This window comes from Streptomyces sp. NA02950, assembly GCF_013364155.1.
In the GTDB taxonomy this organism is placed as follows: domain Bacteria; phylum Actinomycetota; class Actinomycetes; order Streptomycetales; family Streptomycetaceae; genus Streptomyces.
The window spans coordinates 1,172,068-1,197,129 of sequence record NZ_CP054916.1; the positions used below are offsets into that span (position 1 = coordinate 1,172,068).

General features: G+C 72.3%; 25 protein-coding genes. 14 read left to right on the plus strand and 11 right to left on the minus strand.

All coding sequences use genetic code 11. The features are described 5' to 3' along the window. The first annotated feature begins 65 nt into the window (after positions 1-65). Positions 66-731, plus strand: a complete 666-nt coding sequence (locus HUT19_RS04700; RefSeq protein ID WP_176179220.1) for a CBS domain-containing protein — start codon at positions 66-68, stop codon at positions 729-731. A 104-nt stretch (positions 732-835) separates the two neighbouring features. Here HUT19_RS04700 and HUT19_RS04705 read toward each other — a convergent pair whose 3' ends face one another. Continuing rightward, positions 836-1,414, minus strand: coding sequence for a hypothetical protein (locus HUT19_RS04705; protein ID WP_176179221.1), 579 nt, complete (start codon positions 1,412-1,414; stop codon positions 836-838). Between the two features lie 217 nt (positions 1,415-1,631). Here HUT19_RS04705 and HUT19_RS04710 point away from each other — a divergent pair, with 217 nt between their 5' ends. After that, positions 1,632-2,369 carry a response regulator transcription factor gene (locus tag HUT19_RS04710; RefSeq protein ID WP_176179222.1) on the plus strand — a complete coding sequence of 246 codons (738 nt, stop codon included), beginning with the start codon at positions 1,632-1,634 and terminating at the stop codon, positions 2,367-2,369. A gap of 120 nt (positions 2,370-2,489) precedes the next feature. Then, on the plus strand, positions 2,490-3,488 hold the full coding sequence (locus HUT19_RS04715; RefSeq protein WP_176179223.1) for a hypothetical protein: 999 nt from the start codon (positions 2,490-2,492) through the stop codon (positions 3,486-3,488). A gap of 69 nt (positions 3,489-3,557) precedes the next feature. On the opposite strand, the gene HUT19_RS04720 is transcribed toward HUT19_RS04715, so the two are convergent. The 3 genes from HUT19_RS04720 to HUT19_RS04730 form a co-directional block, all read right to left on the minus strand. Further along, positions 3,558-5,270 carry a GAF domain-containing protein gene (locus tag HUT19_RS04720; RefSeq protein ID WP_176186473.1) on the minus strand — a complete coding sequence of 571 codons (1,713 nt, stop codon included), beginning with the start codon at positions 5,268-5,270 and terminating at the stop codon, positions 3,558-3,560. 59 nt (positions 5,271-5,329) lie between these two features. Next, the gene (locus HUT19_RS04725) at positions 5,330-5,821 is read right to left on the minus strand and encodes an NUDIX domain-containing protein (RefSeq protein WP_176179224.1); all 492 of its coding nucleotides are present in this window, start codon (positions 5,819-5,821) and stop codon (positions 5,330-5,332) included. A 69-nt stretch (positions 5,822-5,890) separates the two neighbouring features. Then, positions 5,891-6,661, minus strand: a complete 771-nt coding sequence (locus HUT19_RS04730; protein WP_176179225.1) for a bifunctional 2-polyprenyl-6-hydroxyphenol methylase/3-demethylubiquinol 3-O-methyltransferase UbiG — start codon at positions 6,659-6,661, stop codon at positions 5,891-5,893. 109 nt (positions 6,662-6,770) lie between these two features. On the opposite strand from HUT19_RS04730, the gene HUT19_RS04735 reads away from it, so the two are divergent. The 6 genes from HUT19_RS04735 (at position 6,771) to HUT19_RS04760 (ending at position 11,247) form a co-directional block, all read left to right on the plus strand. After that, a complete protein-coding gene (locus HUT19_RS04735) occupies positions 6,771-7,286 on the plus strand; it encodes a helix-turn-helix domain-containing protein (RefSeq protein WP_176179226.1) in 516 nt (171 codons plus the stop codon). 148 nt (positions 7,287-7,434) lie between these two features. Further along, positions 7,435-7,923, plus strand: coding sequence for a DUF2267 domain-containing protein (locus HUT19_RS04740; RefSeq protein WP_176179227.1), 489 nt, complete (start codon positions 7,435-7,437; stop codon positions 7,921-7,923). 46 nt (positions 7,924-7,969) lie between these two features. Further along, positions 7,970-8,494, plus strand: a complete 525-nt coding sequence (locus HUT19_RS04745) for a GNAT family N-acetyltransferase (protein WP_176179228.1) — start codon at positions 7,970-7,972, stop codon at positions 8,492-8,494. Between the two features lie 261 nt (positions 8,495-8,755). Further along, on the plus strand, positions 8,756-9,403 hold the full coding sequence (def, locus tag HUT19_RS04750; protein WP_176179229.1) for a peptide deformylase: 648 nt from the start codon (positions 8,756-8,758) through the stop codon (positions 9,401-9,403). Between the two features lie 258 nt (positions 9,404-9,661). Next, a complete protein-coding gene (locus HUT19_RS04755) occupies positions 9,662-10,420 on the plus strand; it encodes a GNAT family N-acetyltransferase (protein ID WP_176179230.1) in 759 nt (252 codons plus the stop codon). After that, complete coding sequence (locus HUT19_RS04760) at positions 10,417-11,247, plus strand: 1-acyl-sn-glycerol-3-phosphate acyltransferase (protein ID WP_176179231.1); 831 nt, start codon at positions 10,417-10,419, stop codon at positions 11,245-11,247. The genes HUT19_RS04755 and HUT19_RS04760 overlap by 4 nt, the downstream gene beginning before the upstream one ends. A gap of 101 nt (positions 11,248-11,348) precedes the next feature. Here the strand turns inward: HUT19_RS04760 and HUT19_RS04765 are convergent, their stop codons facing one another. The 5 genes from HUT19_RS04765 to paaI all read right to left on the minus strand — a co-directional run bounded on the left by HUT19_RS04765 (position 11,349) and on the right by paaI (position 15,240). Beyond that, on the minus strand, positions 11,349-11,702 hold the full coding sequence (locus HUT19_RS04765) for a M48 family metallopeptidase (protein WP_176179232.1): 354 nt from the start codon (positions 11,700-11,702) through the stop codon (positions 11,349-11,351). Continuing rightward, positions 11,699-12,688 carry a pirin family protein gene (locus tag HUT19_RS04770; RefSeq protein ID WP_176179233.1) on the minus strand — a complete coding sequence of 330 codons (990 nt, stop codon included), beginning with the start codon at positions 12,686-12,688 and terminating at the stop codon, positions 11,699-11,701. The genes HUT19_RS04765 and HUT19_RS04770 overlap by 4 nt, the downstream gene beginning before the upstream one ends. A 121-nt stretch (positions 12,689-12,809) precedes the next feature. Next, a complete protein-coding gene (locus tag HUT19_RS04775) occupies positions 12,810-13,391 on the minus strand; it encodes a TetR/AcrR family transcriptional regulator (RefSeq protein WP_176179234.1) in 582 nt (193 codons plus the stop codon). A gap of 119 nt (positions 13,392-13,510) precedes the next feature. Continuing rightward, positions 13,511-14,770 (minus strand): phenylacetate--CoA ligase PaaK, encoded by a 1,260-nt coding sequence (paaK, locus tag HUT19_RS04780; RefSeq protein WP_176186475.1) that lies wholly within the window; start codon positions 14,768-14,770, stop codon positions 13,511-13,513. Between the two features lie 44 nt (positions 14,771-14,814). Then, complete coding sequence (paaI, locus tag HUT19_RS04785; RefSeq protein ID WP_176186477.1) at positions 14,815-15,240, minus strand: hydroxyphenylacetyl-CoA thioesterase PaaI; 426 nt, start codon at positions 15,238-15,240, stop codon at positions 14,815-14,817. Positions 15,241-15,477: 237 nt separating this feature from the next. On the opposite strand from paaI, the gene HUT19_RS04790 reads away from it, so the two are divergent. Beyond that, positions 15,478-15,987, plus strand: coding sequence for a hypothetical protein (locus HUT19_RS04790; RefSeq protein ID WP_176179235.1), 510 nt, complete (start codon positions 15,478-15,480; stop codon positions 15,985-15,987). A gap of 18 nt (positions 15,988-16,005) precedes the next feature. Here the strand turns inward: HUT19_RS04790 and HUT19_RS04795 are convergent, their stop codons facing one another. Both HUT19_RS04795 and HUT19_RS04800 read right to left on the minus strand, forming a co-directional pair. Next, on the minus strand, positions 16,006-17,472 hold the full coding sequence (locus HUT19_RS04795; protein WP_176186479.1) for a DNA-3-methyladenine glycosylase 2 family protein: 1,467 nt from the start codon (positions 17,470-17,472) through the stop codon (positions 16,006-16,008). Positions 17,473-17,808: 336 nt separating this feature from the next. Continuing rightward, entirely contained in the window at positions 17,809-18,381 is a 573-nt protein-coding gene (locus tag HUT19_RS04800; RefSeq protein ID WP_176179236.1) for a sigma-70 family RNA polymerase sigma factor, read from the minus strand. A 222-nt stretch (positions 18,382-18,603) separates the two neighbouring features. Here HUT19_RS04800 and HUT19_RS04805 point away from each other — a divergent pair, with 222 nt between their 5' ends. The 4 genes from HUT19_RS04805 (at position 18,604) to HUT19_RS04820 (ending at position 25,018) form a co-directional block, all read left to right on the plus strand. Continuing rightward, positions 18,604-21,585, plus strand: a complete 2,982-nt coding sequence (locus tag HUT19_RS04805; RefSeq protein WP_254885439.1) for a BTAD domain-containing putative transcriptional regulator — start codon at positions 18,604-18,606, stop codon at positions 21,583-21,585. Positions 21,586-21,913: 328 nt separating this feature from the next. Then, entirely contained in the window at positions 21,914-22,564 is a 651-nt protein-coding gene (locus HUT19_RS04810) for a DUF4142 domain-containing protein (RefSeq protein ID WP_254885440.1), read from the plus strand. Between the two features lie 13 nt (positions 22,565-22,577). Next, positions 22,578-24,104, plus strand: a complete 1,527-nt coding sequence (locus HUT19_RS04815; protein WP_176179238.1) for a DUF1996 domain-containing protein — start codon at positions 22,578-22,580, stop codon at positions 24,102-24,104. Further along, the gene (locus HUT19_RS04820; RefSeq protein WP_176179239.1) at positions 24,104-25,018 is read left to right on the plus strand and encodes an RNA polymerase sigma factor; all 915 of its coding nucleotides are present in this window, start codon (positions 24,104-24,106) and stop codon (positions 25,016-25,018) included. Before HUT19_RS04815 ends, HUT19_RS04820 begins: the two co-directional genes overlap by 1 nt. Positions 25,019-25,062: the final 44 nt, after the last annotated feature.

Consider the following 25,062-nt stretch of genomic DNA (forward strand, 5'->3'; position numbering starts at 1 on the left):
GGGGCTGAAGGGCTGAAGGGCTGAAGGCTGAGCGGACCTGAACCGACCTGAACGGAGGAAGACCCGTGCAACGGACCTCGCACATCGTCAGCGATGTGATGACGCATACGGTGGTGGCCGTCGGCCGCGAGGCGCCGTTCAAGGAGATCGTCCGGACGCTGGAGCAGTGGCGGGTCAGCGCACTGCCGGTGCTGGAGGGCGAGGGCCGGGTCATCGGTGTGGTCTCCGAGGCGGATCTGCTGCCCAAGGAGGAGTTCCGGGACAGCGATCCGGCCCGGGTGTCCCAGCTGCGCGATCTGCCGGACGCGGCCAAGGCGGGCGCGCTGACCGCCGAGGAGCTGATGACCTCCCCGGCCATCACGGTGCACGCGAGCGCGACGCTGGCGGAGGCCGCGCGCATCATGACGCACAAGCGCGTCAAGCGGCTGCCGGTGGTCGACGAAGAAGGCCGTCTGGAGGGCATCGTCAGCCGTGCCGATCTGCTGAAGGTCTTTCTGCGGCCGGACGAGGACATCGAGGAGGAGGTGCGCCGCGAGGTGGTGGCCCATCTCTTCCCGAGCCCGGGACAGACGGTCCAGGTCAGCGTCAGCGAGGGCGTGGTCACCCTCACCGGCCGGATCAGGGACGCCGTTCTCGTTCCAGCGGCGGCCCGGCTGATCCGGGCGGTCGAGGGCGTGGTGGACTTCGACAACCAGCTCACGACGGCTCCGCCCGCGGCACAGCGGTCGTAGAGGCCGTAGAGGAGGTCGCAGAGCGCAGAGGTCGTAGAGCGTAAGAGCCGGAGCCATCCGCTCTCAGAGGTGACGGCTCCAGCGCGGCTCGACCTCGGCCGCTCTCAGAGGTGACGGCTCCAGCGCGGCTCGACCTCGGCCCAGGCACGCTCCCACTCCCGGGCCCGGCTGCGGTCCATCCGCCACCGCACCACCCCGCGCCCGGCCAGCGCCACCGCGGCCACCCCCGCCGCCGCCGACGCACCGGCCAGCGAGGCCCGGGTCGCGATCTGCTCAGCGGTGGGCGGCGCGGGGACCAGTCGGCCGCGGCCGTCGACCCACACCGGCGTAGTGGTACCGGCCCGCCGCCCCTCGTGGACCAGGGCGGAGCCGGTGTGCACGGCACCGTCCGGAGCGGTCCACCGCACGGGGGTGCGCACCTGGTCGGTGTCGGTGCCGTCGCCCGTGGGCGGCGCGGGGGGAGCCTGCTCCAGCAGCACCGCGGGCACCCGGTACCGCTCGGCCCGCTCCTGACGCAGCACCTCGTCCACGGCACTGCCCGCGACCACGCCCGCCGCCGGGCCGCCGACCGCCATCACCAGGGCGGTCACCAGCACGACCCACGCCTCGGCCACGTCGGAGCGGCGTCTGAGCGGACTGCGCCGCCAGCGCCACAGCCACCGCCCCCGCACGTTCGTGCCCATGCCGCGACCGTCGCATGCGCGGGAGCCCGGGACGAGGGCCGGGCAGACCCCTGTGCCGGGGGCCTTTCGGTCCCGTCGCCGCCCCGCGGGGGCCCGTTCGGCCCTGGTGCGGCCCTCGGCGGATGCGCCACGATCTTCAGCGAGGGGGACGGGTGAGCCCACGCAGCGGGCGGATTCGGACAACGGGCGGACACGGACCAGCGGTGCGAGGAGCGCCATGACCGAGACACGGGAATCCCCGCCGACACCGCACCCCATCAGGGTGTTCCTGCTCGACGACCACGAGGTGGTCCGGCGCGGGCTGCACGACCTGCTGGACGCCGAGCCCGACATCGAGGTGGTCGGGGACGCCGGGACCGTCGACCACGCGCTGGCGCGGGGCCCCGCGCTCCGGCCGGACGTGGCCATCCTGGACGTCCGGCTGCCGGACGGGGACGGCATCACGGTCTGCCGTGAGCTGCGCTCCCGGATGCCGGCTCTGGCCTGTCTGATGCTCACCTCGTTCGACGACGACGATGCCCTGCTGGACGCGATCATGGCCGGGGCCGCGGGCTATGTCCTCAAGCAGATCAAGGGCTCCGATCTGGTCTCCGCGGTCCGTACGGTCGCCTCCGGGCAGTCGATGCTCGATCCGGCGACCACCGCCCGGCTGATGCGCACCCTGCGCGGGGACACCACCCCGCAGGAGCCGAAGGACGAGGTGCTGGCCGGGCTGTCGCCACGGGAGCGGGAGATCCTGGTGCTGATCGGCGAGGGGCTGACCAACCGGCAGATCGGCAAGCGGCTCTTCCTCTCCGAGAAGACGGTCAAGAACCACATCTCCCGGCTGCTGGCCAAGCTGGGCGTCGAGCGCCGCATCCAGGCGGCGGTGCTGGCGACCCACTCCTCCCCGCCGTCCCCCGACGAGCACCCGGCGCGCTCCGCGCCCCAGGCGCCCCATGCGCCCCACCGCTGAGGGCAGCCGCGTACCAACCGGTCCCACCTCCGGGACCAACGGCCCCTGCCCCTCCCGGTTTCCCGCGCCGCACGCTGACTGCGCGGGGAACCGCCCGCGCCCACCGGCGAGGAGAACACCATGCAGCCCGCAGCACTCGACGCGGCCATCCTGGAGAAACTGATCTCCGCTGCCGTGGCCGCTCCGTCGATGCACAACACCCAGCCGTGGCGGTACCGGCTGAACCCCGACACCGTCACGCTGGAGGTCCGGGCCGCCCCGGAGCGCGCCCTGCGCCAGGCCGACCCGATGGGACGGGCCCTGAGCGTCTCCGCCGGGGCCGCCGTGTTCAATCTGCGCGTGGCCGTGGCCCACTTCGGCTGGGAACCGGTGGTCCGGCTGCTGCCGCACCGCTCCCAGCCGGATCTGCTGGCAACGGTGCGGCTGGCCGCGTCACCCCGCGGCCGGGCGCACCCCGGGCACGACGAGCTGTACGACGTGATCTGGCGGCGGCACAGCAGCAGGCTGCCCTACTCGGGCCGCCGTCTGCCGCGTCAACTGCTGTACCAGCTGGCCGAGGCCGCCCACGAGGACGGGGCCACCCTGTATCTCGCGGGCCCGGAGGAGGCCTCCCATCTGCTGCGGCTGACCGCCGAGGCGGAGCAGCGCAACACCCATGACCAGCGGCGGGCCGCCGAGAGCCGGGAGTGGGTCCGCGAGAGCGGTCCGTACGGGATCCCCACGGCGGCCCTCGGCCCCCAGGACAGCGCCCGGCGGCTGCCGGTGCGGGACTTCCGCGGCGTCGGGACGGACGGCCGAAAGCCGACGGCGGTGTTCGAGAGCCGTCCCACGATCGCGGTGCTGACCACCGGCCACGACCGGCGGGCGGACTGGCTGCGGGCCGGGCAGGCGCTGGAGCACGTCCTGCTGCTCGCGACCTCGCGCGCGGTACGGGCCTCGCTGCTGCACCAGGCGCTGGAGTGGTCGGATCTGCGGTGGGCGCTGAGCGACGGCCGCCGGGCGCCGGGCCATGTGCAGATGCTGATCCGGCTCGGGTACGGGCCGACGGGGCCGGCCACTCCGCGCAGCGGGGTGCATGACGTACTCGACGGCGACCCGGGCGATCTGACGAGCTACTGAGGCCACCGGCCGCGGGCCGCCGTTTCGCGCGGGGCACCGGCCGTGAGCCGTCCCGCGAGGGCGCCGGGCTCAGGGGCTGCGCAGCGGTACGCCCCAGACCAGCCGGGCCCCGCCGCCCGGTGGCACCTGGAGGACCAGCTCACCGCCGTACTTCTCGGCGCGCTCCGCCAGGTTGCGCAGTCCGCTGCGCCGCCCGCCCTCCGGGATGCCGATCCCGTTGTCGGTGACGGTCAGGGTGAGCCGCCCGGCGGCGACGACGAGGGAGACCTCCGCGGCGTCGGCCCGCGCGTGCCGGGCGGTGTTCGACAGCGACTCGGCGAGGACCGCGACCATGTCGTCCGCGACGGGGCGCGGCACATCGGTGTCGACCAGGCCCTCGGTGCGCAGCGAGGGGGTGAAGCCGAGCGCGGGCACGGCCTCCTCGATGGTCTTGGCCGTACGGACGCGCAGCCCCTGGACGGCGGGACCCGCCTCATGGGACCGCAGCCCGAAGATCGTCGACCGAATGATCTTGATGGTGTCGTCGAGGTCGTCCACCACCCGCAGCAGCCGTTCGGAGCCCTCGGGGTGCTGGACGAAGCGCAGGGTGCTCTGGAGCGTCATCCCGGCGGCGAACAGCCGCTGGATGGCCAGGTCGTGCAGATCGCGGGCGATCCGGTCGCGGTCCTCGAGCAGGGCGAGCTGTTCGGCGTCGCGCCGCCGCTCGGCCAGTTTCATGGCGATCGCCGCCTGGCCCGCGAAGCCGAGCAGGGTGTCGGTCTCGATCTGGGTGAAGGGCGCGCTGTGCGCCGCGCGGGCCAGCGACAGCACCCCGCCCACTCCGTCGCTGGTGCGCATCGGCACCGCGACGGCCGGGCCGAGTCCCTCCCAGCGCCGGGGGCCCACCGTGATCCGCGGATCGTTCCCGACGTCGGTGCTGGTGACCGGCTCGGAGGCGGTGAAGGCGGCACCGGCGAAGGTGCCCCGGCAGGGCAGCACCAGACCGCGGTGCGCCTCGGCGTCGATACCCGCCGCGAGTGCCACCTCCAGATCGTCGCTTCCGGCGACGGGCAGCATCAGCACCCCGAGATCGGCGGAGAGGATCCGGCGGGCGTGGTCGACGATCAGCTCCAGCACACTGGTCTCGTCCACGCCGGACAGCAGGCTGTTGGTGACCTCCGCGTTCGCCTCCAGCCAGTGCTGGCGGTGCTGGGCCTCCTCGTAGAGCCGGGCGTTCTCGATGGCCACGCCCGCGGCCACGGCCAGGGTGGACAGCACCGTCTCGTCCTCCCCGTCGAACTCCTGCCCGCCGCGCTTCTCGGTCAGATAGAGATTTCCGAAGACCTCGTCCCGCACCCGGATGGGCACCCCCAGGAAGGAGCGCATCGGCGGATGGCCCGGCGGAAAGCCGTACGAGGCGGGGTGCTCCGAGAGCTCGGCCAGCCGCAGCGGCTCGGGGTGGCGGATCAGCTCGCCGAGGATGCCGTGGCCGGAGGGCAGGCCCCCGATCGTCTCGATCCGCTCCTTGTCGACGCCCACCGGCAGGAACTCCGCGAGCCGCTGGTCCTCGCCGATGACGCCGAGCGCCCCGTACTCGGCGTCCACCAGGATCACCGCGGCCTCCACGATCCGCCGCAGTACGTGGGACAGATCGAGCTCACGGCCGACCGAGAGCACGGCTTCCAGCAGGCTGTACACCCGGTCCTGGGTGCCGCGCACCGCGTCGATGCGGACCTGCAGCTCTTCCAGCAGCTCGTCCAGCCGCAGGCGGGGCAGGTCCTCCGGATTCCTCGCGCTCTCCATGCCCACCGTGCCTCCGTCGGCTTCAGCGCGCCCGGCCGCGTCCTGCACGGTCTTCCTCTTCACGGTAGCGGCGCCCCGTTGACCAGCGCGTCGAGCCGGTCCAGGAAGAGCCCCTGCTTGGCCACGATCTTCGTACGGGCCCGTTCGAGATCCAGCCACTCCACCCGGTCGATCTCGGGGAACTCCCGCATCCGGCCGGATCCCCGGGGCCACTCCATGGTGAAGGTGCCGGGGGTGACCTCCTCCGGATCGAGATCACCCGCCAGGGCCCAGACCGCCACCAGCTTCCCGCCGGTCTGCCGGACCGAGCCGAGCGGCAGCAGCTCACCGCCGGGCGGCGGCAGTCCGAGCTCCTCCTCGAACTCCCGGCGCGCGGCGGCCTCGGGGGGCTCCTCCTCGGTGTACTCGCCCTTGGGCACGGACCACGCGCGCTCGTCCTTGGCGGCCCAGAACGGGCCTCCCATATGGCCGAGCAGCACCTCGGTGGCCACTCCCGTGCCCCGGAACAGCAGGATTCCGGCGCTGCGCTTCTCCGTGCGGTTCTCCGTCACAGTGCCCAGTGTGCGGCCGGAGCCGCCGCGCCGCGTCTCGTTTCGGACGTACCGCGCCGCCGGACGCCGTCAGACCCTGCGGGCGTAGCCGAGGTAGGTGACCAGCGGCCGGGCGCCCGGCGCGAGCACCACCTCGACCAGGGACGGGATCCGCTCGTCGGTGATCCGGCCGCGGCGGCGGGCCACGGTGGCCCGGACCAGACGGACGGGATCCTTTGGACGGAAGTCGCAGACGTCCTCCTGGCGCAGTCCGTGCCGGTCCAGCGCCGCGGCCAGTTCGGCAGGGGTGCGCAGCCGGTCCGCCGCATAGCGTCCGGCGGGCATGATCCGCGTCGTCGGGAATCGCTGGAAGGCGCCGAGGTAGATCAGCCGGGACAGCGGGGTGCGGTTCACGGTGTCGTAGACCAGCGCCCCGCCGGGCCGCAGTACCCGGGCGGCCTCCGCCAGCACCCGGTCGAGCCGGGACGTGATCTCGAAGGTGTCCGCGCAGTAGACGAGGTCGAACGAGGCGTCGACGAGGCCGAGTTCCTCGGCGGGGGCGGTCAGATACACGATCCCGGGACGTTCGGGCCCATGTGCCTCACGGGCCAGTTCGGTGGCGGCGGCGGACGGATCGGCGGCCACGACCTCGAAGCCGAGCCCGGCGAGACCGCGGGCCAGCAGCCCGCGACCGCTTCCCACCACCAGGGCCCGGCTCCCGGACGCGCACAGCCCCACCCCCGTGAGGGCTGTCCGTACATAGGCCAGTCGCGCTTCCTGGAAGGCGACGGCCCGGATCTGACGGCCGTCGACCGCCTCCGGCGCGCGTGAGTCCAGCTCGATACGCGGGGCACCGGGCATGGCCGTCCCCCTCCGATCCCGCTTCCGCGTTCCGTCCGGTCGAGTTCCCTGAGGAAACCTAGCATCTTCGGGTTCCCTCGGGAAACTCGACCTCGGCTAGGGTCGGGGCATGACCCGTACTCCGCTCGGCGAGGTGGCCTGTTCGATCGCCCGCGCCACCGATCTGTTCGGCGACGCGTGGACGGCGCTGATCATGCGGGATGTGCTGACCGGGGTGACCCGCTTCGACGATCTCGCCCATGACCTCGGTATCTCCCGCAAGGTGCTGGCCGCCCGGCTGTCCCGGCTGGTCGAGGAGGGGGTACTGATCCGCGAGCGCTACCAGGAGCGGCCGCCGCGCGAGCACTACCGCGCCACCGCCAAGGGCGAGGAGCTGTATCCGGTGCTGCTGGCCCTGATGAACTGGGGCGACCGCTGGTACTCCGGCACCGCCGGGCCCCCGGCCCGGATCCACCATCTGAGCTGCGGCCAGGACACCACGGCGGTGTGCGCGTGCGCGCACTGCGGCGAGCCCCTCACGGCCGGGAACACCACCCAACTGCCCGGCCCCGGCGGACGCGTCGGACCGGGCACCCGGGTGCTGGGGCCGCTGATCGCCGCCCGCGAGCCGGACCGGGAGGGCTGACCGGCTCAGGCGGCCCCGAACCGGCCACCGCCGATCCGGGCCGGGGCGGACGCTTCGGGCCGGGCGGGCCGGGGCGGACGCTTCGGGGCGGTGGCGCTGGGCACTCGGGGCAAGAGCGCGGGCATCGACCAGGGAGCGCTGATCCACGATGCGCTACGACGAACTGACGGACCAGGTCCGGGCGCGGGCCCGGCTGCCGGACCGGCGGTCGGCCGAGCGGGCGGTCCGGGCGACCCTCGAAACTCTCGCCGAGCGGATCCCCGACGGGCTGGCGGACCATCTGGCGGCCCAGCTGCCGACCGAGGCCGCCGAGCCGATGCGCCGGGTGGCCGCCTCCCACCGGGGCTCACCCGAGGAGCGGGCGTACCGGCGCGACCACGGCGAGCGGTTCGACCTCACCGGTTTCGCGGGCCGGATCGCCTGGCGCACCGAGCACACCGAGGAGGAGGCGCTGCGGGAGGCGAGCGCCTTCTTCGAGGTGCTGGACGCCGCGGTGGACCCGGAGCTGATGGAGAAGGTGTACGGGGTGCTGCCGAGCGACATCCGCGCCCTGCTCCCGGAGGCGCGGGCCGAGATCGACGACGGGGGCCGGAGCGGGCGCGGCGGTGGCGCGGGCGGCCGCCGGAGCGGCGGATAGCGAAACTCATTGATCATCCCGGTGCGTCACGGCGTACCGTGCTGCCATGCCCGAACTCCAGCGACTCCGGCGCGATCACGCCGTAGCCCTGCTCGCCTTCGAGCGGGAGAACCGCGCCTACTTCGCGCAGACGATTCCCGACCGCGGTGACGACTACTTCACCGACTTCGACGCGCGCCACTCCGAGCTGCTCGCCGAACAGGACGCCGGACTTCACCACCTGCACCTGATCGTGGACGCCGTCGGCGCGGTGCTGGGGCGGGTCAACCTGGTCGGTGTGGAGGACGGCACGGCCGAGCTGGGCTACCGGATCGCCGAGCGGGCCGCCCGCCAGGGCCTCGCCACCAGCGCCGTCCGGCAGATCTGCGTCCTGGCCGCCACCGAGTACGGGCTGACCGCGCTGCGCGCCAAGACCACGCTCGACAACGCCGGGTCGCGCGCCGTACTGGCCCGCACCGGCTTCGTGCCGACCGGGGACGAGTTCACCCTGGGCCACCGGCCCGGGATGGCGTACGTCCGCGATCTGACCGACGTCCGGGAGGCGGCCGCCCGGGAGACGGCCGCCCCGTAGCGCACCGTCCCCCTCCGCCTCCCGGACCGAAGGAGCCGCCGCCCCGCGTGCACAACGGGGAGAGCACCGCGGAGCGGCGGCGTCCCGAGTCGGGAGGACCCGGGTGAGCCTGGGGGCGTGGGATTCCCCGGCGGCTCATGAGTGAGTACGGATCACATCCGCATCCCGTTCACCGGAGGCGGATGTGATCCCGCCCGGCTCCGGGCAGCCGCCCCCTCCCACGGATTGCCGCGGCCTGACCGGCTTGCCAGGCTGTCCTCTATGCCGACCTCCAGCCTGTCCGAACTCGTCGACGAACTGCTCTCCGGCACCCACCCGCTGCCGATCATCTCCGCGGGCGTCCCGGTCCTGCGGCAGCCGGCCCTCCCCTACGAGGGCCAGCTGTCCCAGGACCAGCTCGACCGGCTGCTGCGGGCGATGCGGGACACCATGCACGCCGCGCCCGGTGTGGGCCTGGCCGCCCCCCAGATCGGCGTGCCGCTGCGGCTGGCGGTGATCGAGGATCCGGCGGAGGTGACGGCCGAAGTGGCCCAGGCGCGCGGCCGGGTGCCGCAGCCGTACCGCGTCCTGGTCAACCCGTCGTACGAACCCGTGGGCGACGGTCGGGCGGGGTTCTTCGAGGGGTGCCTGAGCATCCCCGGCTGGCAGGCCGTGGTCAGCCGGCCCGAGCGGATCCGGCTGCGCGGACAGGACGAGACGGGGCGGGAGCTGGACGAGGAGTTCACCGGCTGGCCCGCCCGGATCGTCCAGCACGAGACCGACCATCTCGACGGTGTGCTCTATCTGGACCGTGCCGAGACCCGCTCGCTGTCCTCCGCGCAGGCCGTCACCGACTACTGGTCCCAGCCCACACCCGCCGCCGCGGCCCGGGTCCTCGGCTTCCCGACGCACGGCACCGGCGCACCCTGACCCCGGGGCGCGCGCCGTCGTCGCGGCGTTCCGTGACAGCGGGCTGACCGCCCGCACACCACGGCATGCGTTTGTCATCGACTGGCAGTCGCCGAAACACCACGCGGACACTGTGGCGTTCGTCGCCATGGCAAGACTGGGGTGAACGCAAGCGGTGCGTACCGCTTCCGCGCACCGCGCCGGCGAGCGGGAACGTCTCCCCCGCCCGCCTCTCCCCGTCCCCGCCGCTCCTGACTTCCCCCCGAACGGAGAACAGGAATGTCCGTGCTCACGACGTCCCCGGTACCGGCGTCCACCAGCTCGTATGTCACCTCCATCGCCCACACCGAGGAGCAGGTCCACGCCGCGCAGCGGCTGCGCTACCAGGTGTTCGGCGAGGAGCGGGGAGGCAAGCTGTCCTCGCCCTTCGCCGGGCGTGATGTGGACGAGTTCGACGAGCTGATGGACCACCTGATCGTCACGGACACGGCGACCGGCACCGTGGTCGGCACCTACCGGCTGCTGCCCCCGGGCCGCAGCGAACGGCTCTACTCGGACACCGAGTTCGATCTGCGCGGCCTTCCGGAGCAGGTCCGTTCGTCGATGGTCGAGGCGGGACGGGCGTGTGTGCACCCCGACCACCGCTCGGGCGCGGTGATCAATCTGATGTGGGCCGGACTGGCCCGCTACGTCCTGCTGTCCGGCCACCGCTATCTCGCGGGCTGCGCCTCGGTTCCGCTGGCCGACGGCGGACAGGCCGCGGCCAACGCCTGGCTGCTGGGCACCACCCGGCACGCCGCCCCCTTTGACCTGCGGGTGCATCCGCTCGACCCGTGGATACCGACCCGGACGCTGGACGCCGAGCCCAGCTATGCCGAACTGCCGCCGCTGCTCCGCGGCTATCTGCGGGTCGGCGCCTGGATGTGCGGCTCCCCGCAGCACGACCGGAGCTTCGACGACGCCGACTTCTTCGTCCTGCTGGACACCGAGCGGATGAACGACCGCTACCGCCGCTACTTCCTGGGCGAGGCCAGGTGACCGTATCGACGCCCGTGAATCCGCCGGTGCACGCATGGGCCGCGTGGTCGCCGTGCGACCCGGGCTGTGTCACCCACGCCGCCGACCGGATTCCCGCCACCCGCACCCTGCGGCGCTCGGCCGCCTTCGGCCGCGCGCTGGTCGGCGCGCTGGCACGGGGCGAGCGGATCGCCGAGCCGGAGACGCTGCGCTCCCATGCCGCGGGACTGCTGACCGCGCTGGGCATCCGGCTGGAGGTGGCGGGCGACACCGCGCTCAGCGCGCCGGGCGCCACCGGCACCCTCGTCGTCGCCAATCACATCTCCTGGCTGGACATCGTGGCGCTGCTGGCCGTCGAACCGGTGGTCATGCTGGCGAAGCGGGAGGTGGGCGGCTGGCCGGTGGTCGGCCCGCTGGCGAAACGGGCCGGGACGATGTTCATCGACCGGGCCAGTCTGCGCCAACTGCCCGACACCGTACGGGAGATGTCGGCGCTGCTGCGCGACGGCCGGTCGGTGGTGGTCTTCCCGCAGGGCATCACCTGGTGCGCCGGAACGGGAGGACGTTTCCGGCGGGCGACGTTCCAGGCGGCGATCGACGCGGGTGCGCCGGTGCGCCCGGTGGCCCTGGAGTACCTCCAGCACGGCGCCCCGACCACGGTGGCGGCCTTCGTCGGAGAGGACGACTTCGGTAGTTCGCTGCGCCGGGTGCTGCGCGCCGACGGACTGACCATCCGGGTGCGCAACCACCGGCCGCTGCCGTCCGTACCGGGGAGGGACGACCGCCGTACGCTCGCGGCGCGGGCTCAGGCCACCGTGTGCGGGGCCCGGCTGCCCCTGCACGGCTGACACCACCGACCGCGGACACCACTCCGCCGGCCCCGGGTGCGGTGTCCCGGGGCCGGCGGAGTGGTGTCATGGCGGGGTGCGCGCGGGGTGGCGCCGGGCGGTCAGTCCGCCGCGGTCGCGGCGAACTCCCCGCGGAGCGCGTCCGCGACCCGCAGCGTACCGGCCGCTTCCCGGTCCCGCCCCTGGCGTTGCAGGGTGCGGCCCAGCATCGGATGGGCGTACCCCTCGACCGGATCGCGGGCGATCTCCTCGCGCAGTTCCTGCTCGGCGCGCCACAGCTGTGCGGAGTGGTGGTAGGCGCGGGCCGGCAGCAGCCGCGGGGCGATCCGCCCCGGCTCGTGCTCGACGACGGTGGCGGGGATGCGGGCGGCCTCGGCGTAGTCCTTCGCCTCGAAGAAGAGCCCGGCGCGCTCCCAGCGCTCGGCCAGGGTCTCCTGGGGGACACAGGCGGTCATGCGGTCTCCTCTCCGGGTGCCGTGTGCGGCAGGCGCTCGGCGGGGACGACGCCGAGCCGGCCGCTGCGGAAGTCGTCGACGGCCTGGGCGATCTCCGCCTTGGTGTTCATCACGAAGGGGCCGTAGTGCGCGACGGGCTCGCGGATCGGCCGCCCGCCGAGGATCAGCACATCGAGATCGGGGGTGCGGGCGTCCGGACGGCCGGTGGCGGCGACGCTCAGGGCGCCGCCGTGCCCGAGGACGGCGAGCTGGTGGGCGTCCAGCGGACGGTTCTCCTCGCCGACGGTGCCCCGTCCGGACAGGGCGTAGACCAGCGCGTTGAAGTCGGGGCGCCAGGGCAGGTCGAGCCGGGCCCCGGGGCTGAGCGTCGCGTGGATCATGGTGATCGGGGTGAAGGTGCCGCCCGGCCCGTGGTGGCCCGCGATCTCACCCGCGATGAGCCGCACCAGCGCGCCGCCGTCGGTCGAGGACAGCAGCGCGGCCTGCGAACCCTCGATGCTCTGGTACTTCGGTGGATTCCACTTGTTGGCGCGCGGGAGGTTCACCCACAGCTGGATGCCGTGGAACAGCCCGCCGGACATCACCAGGTGCTCCGGCGGCGTCTCGATGTGCAGGATGCCGCCACCGGCGGTCATCCACTGGGTGGCGCCGTCGGTGATCAGACCACCGCCGCCGTTGGAGTCCTGGTGCGCCATCTTGCCGTCGATCATGTAGGTGACGGTCTCGAAGCCGCGGTGGGGATGCCAGGGGGTGCCCTTGGGCTCACCCGGGGCATAGTCGACCTCGCCCATCTGATCCATGTGGATGAAGGGGTCGAGATCGCGCAGCGAGGCGCCCGCGAAGGCCCGGTACACCGGGAAGCCCTCGCCCTCGAACCCCTGCGGGGCGCCGGTCACCGAGCGGACCGGGCGCGCCGGGGCGGTCTGCGGATCGGGGGCGGGGACGCGGGGCAGTTCCAGCGTGCTGTCGACGGTCACGGCGGGCATGACGCTCTCCTCCTTGCGGACGGCGGCCGGCCAGGGCGGCCGACTCGGAAGGCATCTAGTTGAACAGTGAACTACCTGCCTTCATTCCCGCCCCGCCGGAATCACCCCGGGGACGCCGGAATCACCCCGAGGAGGCGGCCCGGGAGGCCCCGGCCGACGCCTCCAGCAGCACCCGCGCGGCGTCCCGGGCCTGCCGGGCGGGCTCGGCCGACCCGGAGATGGCGGCCGTGGTCATGGCCCCCTCGGCGAGCAGCGCCAGCTGTCCGGCGAGCGCGGCGGGCCGTCCGGCGTCGGCCACCAGCCCGCCCAGATACGCCCGGAACGCCTCCTTGTGCGCACGGGCGGCCTCCGCCACCGCGGGGGTGGTGGCCCCCAGCTCACCGAAGGAGTTGATGAATCCGCACCCCCGGAAATCCGGTTCGGCGAACCAGCCGTGCAGCCGGTCGAAGACCGCCAGGAGGCGCGCCTCGGGGTCCTCCTCGCCCTCCACATGGCGGGCCAGCGCCGCCCTCCACCGGATGTCGCGCCGTTCCAGATACGCCTCGACCAGCTCGCCCTTGGACGGAAAGAGCTGGTAGAGGCGTTTGAGGGAAACCTGTGAGGCGGTGCGGATCTCATCCATGCCCACGGTCTGTACCCCGCGGCCGTAGAACAGCCCCTCCGCGGCGTCGAGCACACGGGTCCTGATCGGTTCCTGGTCCATCACGGGTCACCCTCACCTGAGAACAATCGTTCTCATACGGTACCGCGCACCCCGGAACGGACCGCCTGGCGCGCACCCCCCGCGCCCGGCGGCCCCCCACCCCTCTCCCCCGGCCCCGCTCACCCCTCGCGCAGGTCCCTGACCCGGCGGATCTTGCCCACCGAGCGCTCCAGGGTCTCCGGATCGACGACCACCACCCCGGCCGTGATCCCCACCCCGTCCTTGATCCCCCGGGCGATCGTCGCCGCGGCGGCCTCGCGCTGCCCGACGGCGGCTCCGGGGCGGGCCTCGACACGGACCGTCATACGATCCATCCGGCCGGCCCGGGTCAACTCCACCTGGAAGTGCGGCGCGACCGCCGGAACCCGCAGTACGATCTCCTCGATCTGGCTCGGGAAGACATTCACCCCGCGCACGATGAGCATGTCGTCGCAGCGACCGGTGATCTTCTGGATACGGCGGAACGCGGGACGGGCGGTGCCGGGCAGCAGCCGGGTCAGATCCCGGGTGCGGTAGCGGATGACGGGCAGCGCCTCCTTGGTGAGCGTGGTGAAGGCGAGTTCACCCTCCTCGCCGTCGGGCATCACCGCGTCGGCGAACGGGTCCACGACCTCCGGGTAGAAGTGGTCCTCCCACACGTGCAGTCCGTCCTTGGTCTCCACGCACTCCTGCGCCACCCCGGGCCCGATCACCTCCGAGAGCCCGTATATGTCCACCGCGTGGATGTCCATGCGGTCCTCGATCTCGCGGCGCATCTCCTCGGTCCACGGCTCGGCGCCGAAGACACCGACCTGGAGGGAGGTGGTCCGTGGATCGATGCCCTGGCGCTCGAACTCGTCGAGGAGCGTGAGCATGTAGGAGGGCGTGATCATGATGATCTCGGGCTTGAAGTCCTGGATGATCTGCACCTGACGCGCGGTCATACCACCGGAGGCGGGAATGACGGTGCAGCCGAGCCGCTCGGCCCCGTAGTGGGCACCGAGACCGCCGGTGAACAGGCCGTAGCCGTAGGAGACATGGACCTTGTGGCCGGGGCGGCCGCCCGCCGCACGCAGCGAACGGGCCACCACGTCCGCCCACATCGACAGGTCGTTCCCGGTGTAGCCCACGACGGTGGGCCTGCCGGTGGTTCCGCTGGAGGCGTGGAGGCGCCGCACCTCGCTCCGGTCCACCGCGAACATCCCGAAGGGATAGGTGTCCCGCAGGTCGGCCTTGGTGGTGAAGGGGAACCGGGCCAGGTCCGCCAGGGTGCGGCAGTCCTCCGGGACCACTCCGGCCTCGCGGAACTTCTTGCGGTACAGCTCCACGTTGTCGTACGCGTGGCGCAAGGTGGCGCGCAGCCTGGTCAGCTGAAGGTCCATCATCTCGTCCCGGCTCATCCGCTCGGCGCGGTCCAGCAGTTCCGGGGGTGGTGGTGTGCCGGTCACGACCCCTCCACCGGCTCGGCGGCACGGCGGGCGAGGGTGCGGCTGCGGCCGCGGAACTCCGCTATCACCTCGTCGCCGCGGCGTACGGTCACGTCGTAGACACCACTGCGTCCGTACCGGGTCCGCTCCTCGGCGGTGGCCTCCAGCAGATCGCCCTCCCGGGCGGGGGCGACGAAGGTGATGTCGGCACCGGCGGCGAGGGTCACCGGTCCGCTGCTGTTGCACGCACAGGCGAACGCCGTGTCCGCGAGCAGGAAGACAAAGCCGCCGTGGGCGATCCCGTGTCCGTTCACCATCGAGGCCGTCACGGCCATCCGGAGCACCGCCGAGCCGTCCCCTGTCTTCAGCAGCTCGATGCCGAGGCCGCGTGACGCCTGGTCCGCGGCGAACATCTCCTCCGCCGGACCAGCGGCCGCGTTCATGGAGCCTGCCACGTGTTTCCACCCCTCGGGTACCGACCGAACATTCGGTTTACGTCAGAGTGCCGTCCAGTAATCCAGCATCCGCCCTGGCTGTCAAGGGTTCGCACACCGTGCCACTCCCTTGTGCGCAGGTGGCCGGACGGGCGCCGCCCAGGGGTGAACAATCCGCCCCGGACGTCCGTATCCGTGGGTGTCCTACACGCAGCCGCCATCCGGACACGCCACGAGAGGGCCCCCATGGACGCTTCTCCCCACCCCGTCCCCACCGCCGGGCGCACCCCGCCCCGCCGCGGTCCGCGGCTAGCCCCGGCGGTGGCGGCGGTGTGCGGACTGCTCACGGTCGCGGGCTGCGGAGGCGGCGGTACGGGGGACGCCACGGCGGAGACCGGACGGAGTGGCACCGACCGGCCGAGCGCCGGCGCGAAGCCCACGCCCAGACCGGCGACAGTGGAGCAACTGGCCTCGGCAGTCGGCTGCAAGCCCCGCTTCACCGTGGATGTCGACGACTACCGCCAGGCGGTGTGCACCACCTCCCGGGGCAAGTTCCTCCTCCTGGACTTCGCCAGGGCCAAGGGGCAGCGCGACTGGCTGGAGACGGCGCGGATGTACGGCGGGGTGTATCTGATCGGCAATCGCTGGGTGCTGTCGGCGTCCCCGCGCAAGAACATGGACGAGCTGCGCAAACAGTTCGGCGGCACCATCGAGGACACCACCTCCTCGCATGGCGAGACCCCCCGGGAGCGCTGAATCGCCCGGTGGCGCCGCTCAGCCTGCGGCGGCCCACAGATGGTGGGTGGCGTACGAGCGCCAGGGCCGCCACCCCTCGGCCACCTCCGGCGCTACGGATGCTCCGGATATCCCGGATATCCCGGATATCCCGGATGCAAGGAGCAGCACATCGGGATCGCCCAGCGCGCGCATCCGGATGTATCCGGCGGTCCGTGGCCCGATGCCGTCGAGGTTGAGCAGTTCCTTCTCCGCCTGGTCCCGGTCGGCCCCGGCATCCAGCGGCACGATGCCGTCGGCGAGCGCGGCGGTCAGCGCACGCAGCGCGGTACGCCGCGGCCCGGGCAGCTCCAGCCGGTCCAGCGAGTCCCCGGCCAGGGTGTCGGCGTCGGGGAAGAGATGGGTGAGGCTGCCGCTCGGGGTCGTCAGCGGCTGACCGTACGCGCTGACCAGTGCGGCGCCCCGGGCCCGCGCCTCGTCGGGCGGAAGCCGCCTGCCGAGGACGGCGCGGACGGCCAGTTCCTGCGGATCGGCGGCGCCCGGGGAGCGCAGCCCCGGCCGCGCGGCCACCAGGGGCGCCAGCAGCGGGTCGGCACCGAGGTGTTCGGCGACCGCGTACGGATCGGCGTCGAGGTCGAACAGCCGCCGCATCCGCTGGGTGGCGGTGGTCAGATCGCGCGGTTCGCCCAGGCACAGCCGGCATTCCAGCCAGCCGCCCGCGCCGAGCCGCTCGTCGACCTCGGCGACGCCGTGGCCGTGCGGCAGCCGCAGGGTGCGCCGGTAGGTGCGCGCTCCGCGCTCGCCGACCATCTCCTCCACACCGGGGACGGTGTGGAGGGCGAGCTGGTCGAACAGCTCCGCCGCGGCGTACGGTCCGCGATAGGCCAGTCGCAGCGGCACCCCGCCGTAGAACGAACGCGGAGCGACCGGACCGAAGCGCGAGGAGCGGCCGGGCCGGGCGTCGCGCAGCCCGGTCGGCGTGCTGGCGTAGATCTCCTTGATGGTGTCGTTGAACTGCCGCACGCTGGAGAATCCGGCGGCGAACGCGACCTCCGTGGCCTGCATCCCGGTGGTCTGGAGGAGGATACGGGCGGTGTGGGCGCGCTGGGCGCGGGCGAGTGCGATGGGTCCGGCGCCCAGTTCGGCGTTGAGCTGCCGCTGCACCTGGCGCGGGCTGTAGCCCAGCCGTCGTGCCAGCCCCGCCACGCCCTCGCGGTCCACCACCCCGTCCCCGATCATCCGCATGGCACGGCCGACCACATCGGCGCGGGTGTTCCACGCGGCCGAGCCGGGCACGGCGTCGGGACGGCAGCGGCGGCACGCCCGGAAGCCCCCGCCCTGGGCGGCCGCGGCCGTGGGGAAGAACCGCACGTTCTTCCGCCGGGGTGTGGTCGCCGGACAGCTCGGACGGCAGTAGATACCGGTCGTGGCCACGGCGAAGAAGAACTCACCGTCGAACCGCGCGTCCCGGCCACGCACCGCCTCGTACCTGCCGTCATCCGTCATCACGGTGTCCACTGTGCCCCTGCCCGGGCCGTGGCACCGGCGGAAAACGGACATGGCGTTCGCCGCTCCCCCGCCCGCTTCCGCGGGTCAGGACCGTTCGGACAGCCGGGCGGCCCGCTCCTCCCGCTCGCGCTGTCTGCGCAGGCCCTTACGGAGCATCAGCAGCAGCACCGTCACCATCAGGGTGAAGAAGACGAGCGCACCCGCTGTTTCCGCTCCGAGACGGCCCCGCCCGGTGCGCCCCCGGCCATGCGGTGCTCCTCCCGGTTGTGCACCGCCCCGCGGCCGCATCTGCGCGGCACAGGCTACCTCCGTATCGAACGGGGAGACACCAGGTCAGGGGGTGGTGACACCGCGGGCGGCCAGGGCGCCGCGAAGTGCCCGCATCGCGTAGTACGTCCGCGACTTGACGGTTCCGGAAGGCACTCCGATGGCCCGCGCGGTCTGCCGGACGGTGTGGCCGAGGTAGTACAGATGCAGCAGCACCTCTCTTTGGTAGGGGGCGAGATCCGCCATGGCCTCCGTCACCACCTGGGCGGTGAGGGTCCGGTCGACGATGTCCGGCGCCACCATCGAGGCCGGATCCGCTTCCCCGCTCTCCGGAGGACGTGCCGCCTGGGCGCGGTGGCCGTCGATCACCAGCCGCCGGACGACGGTGAACAGCCAGGGGCGGGCCGCACCGTCCTCGGGTTCGACGGTGCCGGCGTGCCGCCAGGCGCGGATCGCCGCCTCCTGCACGATGTCCTCGGCACGGTGCCAGTCCCCGTCGAGCAGCCGCACCGCGAAGCGCAGCAGTACGGAGCCGTGCCGTTCGTAGAGAAGGCGCAGAAAGTTCTCGGCCTGTTCGCTCTGTGCGTCCCGTTCCTCCGGTGCCGCCCCGATCGCCACACCTGATGCGCTGATGTACATCGTCCGGTTTCCCCCCGGGCTGCCGGTCGCCCCGGTGCCGCGCGGATATGAGGTCGGTTGCGGACACCAGGGGCGCCGGACGCGGTCTGTGTCAGTGCCCGGAGCGTAGGTCGGCCCCGATACCGATTCCGTGCCGAAACACTGACGGCCACCGGCGGCGCAGTGGCGCGGACGGCTGGAAGGGCGCTGCCCACGGACACCGCTCGACTACACTCCGCACTTGTGCGATTTACGGTGTTAGGCCCGGTCAGGGCATGGCGAGGCGCCGACGAACTGGAACTGGGCCCGCCCAAACAGCGCGCTCTGCTGGCGCTGTTGCTGGTGCGGGCGGGGCAGCCGGTGGCGCTCGGCGAGATCGTCGATGTGCTGTGGGCCCAGGATCCGCCGAGCAGCGCGGTGAATGTGGTGCAGCGCCATGTGGGCGCCGTGCGCCGGATGCTGGAGCCGGGCCTCCCGGCCAAGGCCGCGGGCAGCCGCCTGGTGCGCAGTTCGGGCGGATACCGGCTGAACACCGAGACGGACACGCTGGATCTGGTGGAGTTCCGTGAGCTGAGCGAACAGGCCCGCCGCTCCGCCGAGATGGACGCACCGGACGAGGCCGTGGAGCTGTTCGTCCGCGCCCTCGCCCCGTGGCAGGGGCCGACCGCCACCGGGATACCCCCGGACATACAGACGCACCCGGTGTTCTCCGCCGTCGACCGCGAACTGCTCACCGCGTCGAAGGACGCCGCGCGGGCGGCCCTGGACTCCACCGTCCCCGAGCGGCTGCTGACCACCCTCCAGCGGTTCGCCGCCCACCATCCGCTGGACGAGACCTTGCAGGCCAGGCTGATCCTGGTGCTGGCCGCCACCGGCCGCCGGGCCGAGGCGCTGGAGCTGTACAGCACGGTGGGGGCGCGGCTGGACGAGCAGTTGGGGGTCGAGCCCGGCCCGGAGCTGCGCGCCGCGCGCCGTCGGGTGCTCCCCCGGCCCGCGCCGATCCCGGCCGATGCCACACCGAAGGCGCGGACCGGTGGCGGGGCCCGGCCGACCGGGAGTTCCGCCGGTGGCTCCCCGCTGGGCGCGGAGCCCGCCCACGGTCCGCCGTCACCGGTTCCCGCGGCTCCCCCGCAGCCGCGGGAACCGGAGCCACCGGCTGTCCGGCCCGCACAGCTTCCGCCCGATCTGCCTGCCTTCAGTGGCAGACGTACCGAACTGGCCCACACCGCCGCCCTGTTGCCCGAGGACCCCGACGCCGGACCACCCGCCCCGGTGGTGATCAGCGCGATCGACGGCATGGCGGGCATCGGCAAGACCACCCTGGCCGTGCACTGGGCCCATCGGATCGCGCACCGCTTCCCCGACGGTCAGCTCTACGCCAATCTGCGCGGTTTCGACCCGACCGGTTCGGTGATGCCACCGGACGAGGCGCTGCGCGCGTTCCTCCATGCCCTCGGTGTTCCGCCGAGCCGGGTCCCGGCCGGGCTGGACGCACAGACCGCCCTGTACCGCAGTCTGCTGGCAGGGCGACGGGTGCTGATCCTGCTGGACAACGTGGTGGATTCACAGCACGTCCGGCCGCTGCTGCCGGGGGCGCCCGGCTGTCTGGTCATCGTCACCAGCCGCAATCAGCTCCACGGTCTGATCGCCGCCGACGGGGCCAGGCCGCTGACCCTGGGTCCGCTGTCCACGGCCGAATCCCGGGAGACACTGGTCGCCCGGCTCGGTGCGGACCGGGTGGCCGCGGAGCCGGAGGCCGTGGCCACCATTATCAGGCTGTGCGGCCGGCTGCCGCTGGCCCTGGCCGTGGTGGCGGCTCGTGCCGCCACCCGCCCCGCCTTTCCCCTTTCTTCTGTCGCCGCGGAACTGCGGGAGAGCCAGGGGAATCTGGACGCGTTCGCGGGCGGTGATCCGAGCACCGATCCCCGTACCGTCTTCTCCTGGTCCTACCGCGCCCTGCATCCGGAGGCCGCCCGGCTGTTCCGGCTGCTCGCCCTGCATCCGGGGCCGGAGATCTCCACCGCGGCCGCGGCGAGCCTGGCCGGTCTTCCGATCCGCAGGACGCGGGCGCTGCTGGCCGGACTGACCCGCGCCCACCTGCTGTTCGAGCACGCACCGGGCCGCTACTCCTTCCACGATCTGCTGCACGCCTACGCCGTGGAACTCGCCCACGACCACGACCCGGACGGGATCCGCCGGGACGCCGGCCACCGTATGTACGACCACTATCTGCACACGGCCCGCACCGCGGCCACCCTGCTCGCCCCGCGGAGTGTCGAGCGCATCCCCTTATCAAGGGTCCGCTCCGACGCGGCACCGGAACAGCTCAACAGCCAGGAGCGCGCCGAGTCCTGGCTCGCCACCGAGCGGCCGGTCCTGCTGGCGGCCGTCGGCCACGCCGCCCGCACCGGATTCCCCGGACACGCCTGGCGGTTGGCCGTGACGCTCGAGCTCTTCCTCGACCGGCGCGGACACTGGCAGGAGCAGGCCGCCATCCAGCACACCGCGCTGGAGTCGGCCCGCGCACTGTCCGATCGGCTCGGCGAGGCCCATGCCCACCGCACCCTCGGCTTCGCCCGCGGCCGGCTCGGCCGGTACGGGGAGGCGGAACGCCATCTGGAACGCGCCCTGGAGCTGTTCGCCGCGGTCGGGGAGTTCGACGGTCATGCCCGGAGCCACCGTTCCCTCGCCTTTCTCGCCAACTGCCAGGGCTTTCACCAGCGGGCGCTGGCCCACTACCGGCCCGCGCTCGCGCACTACCGGTCCTCCGGCAACCTCAGCGGCCAGGCCAGCGTGCTCAACGAGACCGGCTGGACCCATATCCTGCTGGGCGAGTACGAACACGCCCTCGCCCAGTGCCATCAGGCGGTCGAACTGCACCGGACCATCGGTGACGCCAATGGTGAAGGCGCCGCGCTGGACAGTCTCGGCTACGCCTGCCACCACCTCGGCCGCTACGAACACGCCCTCAGCTGTTACCGGCAGGCCCTCGCCGTCTACCGCGAGATCAGCGACCGGTATCTGGAAGCCGACACGCTGACACATATAGGGGACAGCCAGTACGCCCTGGGCGAGCGGGAGTCCGCCCTGGACACCTGGCGACAGGCTCTGGCCGTCCTCGAGAAGCTCAACCATCCGGACGCGCGGCCCCTCGGCGAGAAGCTGCGGCGCCATCAGTCATCACCGGTTCCGGACCCGGAACCCGCTGTCGGCCCGGGGGGCTGACAGCGGCGGACGAGTCCGGCGGGCCGGGGCGGAGCGGGCCCCGACCTGTGGCGGTAACGGTTCGGAGATCCATGCCGCTGTTCGCATCACAGATGCCCTTCGAACGGGGACGCGTTCTCCCTGTCGTACGGACGGCACCGGAGATGTGCTCAACGCGGAGGAGAAAAACTTCTGGCCGCCGCCGCGGAGGTGGCGGCCGAAGCGGGCCGCGCAGGGTACCAGCCAGTAACGACCGTTGTCCCGGCTTTATTCGTTAGTGATGAGGTCTCCACGTCCGGGCCACACCAGGTACTAGCGTCCGGTGTCACTCCGAAGCAAGGAGGGCGCTGTGCGATCAACAATCGTCAGCAGATCCATCGCATCCAGCCGTACCATCGGCACCGGCCTCATCATCGGGGCACTCGCCATGACCCTCGCGGCGATCCTCATCCCTGTGCAGCTGTTCGGCGAGAGCAGCGCCGCGTCGTCGCTGCCCCCCGGCGTCACAGACGACGGCAAGGGCACGGTCAGCACCCAGTACGGGCCGCTGACCGCCCTGGACCGGGACTTCGTCCGCAAGGTGAAGCTCGCCGGACTCTGGGAGCTTCCCTCGGGACGGGAAGCCCAGGAGCGGGGCACCAAGGACTCCGTGAAGACCGCGGGTGAACACCTCATCGAGGGCCACACCGAGCTCGACCGCCGGGTGAACGAGGTGGGCCGGGCGCTGGGGGTCGATTTGCCCACTCAGCCCAACGACCAGCAGCAGGGCTGGCTCAATGAGATGAACAACGCGTCCAGCAGCGCCGAGTTCGAGCGTGTCTTCGCCAACCGGCTCCGTGCGGCACACGGGAAGGTGTTCGCGCTCGTCGCCACGATCCGGGCGCAGAGCCGGAACTCCATGGTGCGATCACTGGCCACCCGAGCCAACGCCATCGTTCTCGACCACATCACGGTCCTCGAGGACACCGGGCTCGTCGACTTCGACGCCCTCAACACATAAGTGAAGTGATCTCATGAGGCAACAAACCCACAAACGGGGCAGGTTCACCAACAAAACCATCGCCATCGTCGCCGCCTTGGCGCTCGGTGGCGGCGGGGCCGCGATCATCGCGGCGAACGCGTCCGCCAGCGGCGACAACAACGACTCCGGTGAGAACCGCACGGTGTCCGCCGGGTCCTGGACCATCCGCTGCCCCGATGTGGGCCAGGAGCTGTCGTCCGTTCCGCGCCAGGCGCAGCCCGAGGTCGACAAGAACCTCGCCGAACTCGACTCCCAGGTGGCCAAGGCGTACCAGCGGATGTCCGACGGAGGCGTGTCCAACGACTCGGTGCTGAACTCCCTGGAGCGGCAGCGCGGGGAGACCATCGGCCAGATCGGTGACGCGATAGACGAGTCGGGGCAGCGCCCCGACGGGCTCGACCAGATGAGCTCCTGCGAGATGCAGCAGGCCGACACCAACGCCGGTGGTGACCAGAACGACCAGCAACAGGGCGACGACCAGCAGCAAGGTGGCGACCAGCAGCAAGGTGGCGACCAGCAGCAGGGCGACGACCAGCAGCAAGGTGGCGACCAGCAGCAGGGCGACGGCCAGCAGCAGGGGGGCGAGGGCGCCAATGACGTACCCGGCAACGCCGGCGGCCAGGCGGGCAACGGCCCGTCGCAGGACGACTTCGTCGACATCACCCAGGTGCAGCCGAACGCCCAGGACAACAACGACCAGGGAGACCAGCAGGGCGGCTCGACCGGTACCTTCACCTCGGAGTGCGGTGTCGGCGACCCGCAGCTGCGCAACAGCGACAACGTGATCGTCGCCCCCGGTGTCGGCAACGGCGCCCATCACACACACGACTACGTGGGCAACGACAGCAACGACGCCTTCGCCGACAACCAGACCTTCGAGCAGGCGGGAACCTCCTGCGACAACGGCGACAAGTCGACCTACTACTGGCCGGTGCTGCGCTCCCAGGACGGCAAGGACGAAGCGGACGCCAACGACCTCGGTGGTGGCCAGGAAGGCAACGTCGGCACCATCCTGACGCCCAAGAGCTCCAAGATCGAGTTCCAGGGCAACCCGCAGAGCGACGTTGTGGCGATGCCGAAGTTCCTGCGCATCATCACCGGTGACGCCAAGGCGTTCACCAACGGCGACAAGAACGCCAACGCCTCCTGGAGCTGCACCGGTTTCGAGGACCGGCAGCTGACCGACAAGTACCCGCTCTGCCCCGAGGGCAGCTCGGTGACGCGCACCTTCGACTTCCAGAGCTGCTGGGACGGCCAGAACATCGACAGCGCCAACCACCGTGACCACGTGGCCTTCGCCAACGAGGACGGCTCCTGCCCCGACGGCTTCAAGGCCATCCCCAAGCTGGTGAACACGCTCACCTACGATGTGCCGGCCAACACCCCGTTCGCCGTGGACGGCTTCCCGGAGCAGTTGCACAAGCCCATCACCGACCATGACGACTTCATCAACGTCATGCCGGAGGACCTGATGAACAAGGCGGTGGACTGCATCAACAGCGGCCAAAAGTGCAATTGATGAACGAGACCCACCAGGCGCGCGTCGGCCATGAGGCCGGCGCGCGCCGCGCTGACACTTCCCACGAGACGGCCGACGAGCCCTCCGGCCCTCCCGCCGCGGAACATCCCGAAGTGGTGGACCCCGGGCATACCGACCGACCGGTCCGCTCCCTCTCGGACCCGGAACTGACCCGGTTGCTCCTGGCGGCCTACCACTCGGGCACCACCAGCCCGGCCGCGGGCGAGATCCTCTACCGCCGCCACCACGCGGCCACCCTCTCGTACGCCCGGACCTGCTGCCGCGCCCTCCACGACGCGGAGGACCTGGCCTCCGAGGCGTTCATCCGCACCTTCCAGGCGGTACGGGCCGGTGGCGGTCCGCGCGGGCCCTGGCGGCCGTATCTGCTGACCGTGGTGCGCCACACCGCGGTCGAGTGGGGCGCCGGGGAACGGCAGGTCCTGCTCACGGCCGACTTCGAGTCCTGGCGGCAGCTCGCACCCTCCGCCGACCCCCAGCAGCACCTGGTGGCCAGGGAGACCCGGCAGCTGCTCATCCGCAGTTTCCGCAGACTGCCCGAACGCTGGCAGACCGTGCTGTGGCTGACCCTCGTCGAGGACGATCCCCCGCAGCAGGTGGCCGGTGTCCTGGGGATTTCCCCCAGTGGCGTGACCTCGCTCGCCTTCCGGGCCAGGGAGGGGCTGCGCGAGTCCTACCTCCAGGCACATCTGGAGTCCGCGCGGGACGACCGGTGCAGCCACTTCAGCGCCATGATCGGCGCCTCGGTGCGGCGTGGCGGAGTCCGTGGCCAGGCGCTCGCGCGCCACCTGGCGGCCTGTGCGTTCTGCGCCCACGCCTACAGCGAACTGCTCGGACTCAACGCCGCGATGCGCACCGCCGCACCGGACCAGGCGCCCGTCGGCGCCGGGCGCTGACCCGGCCGTATCCCCGCAACCCGCGCCACCACACACAAAACTGC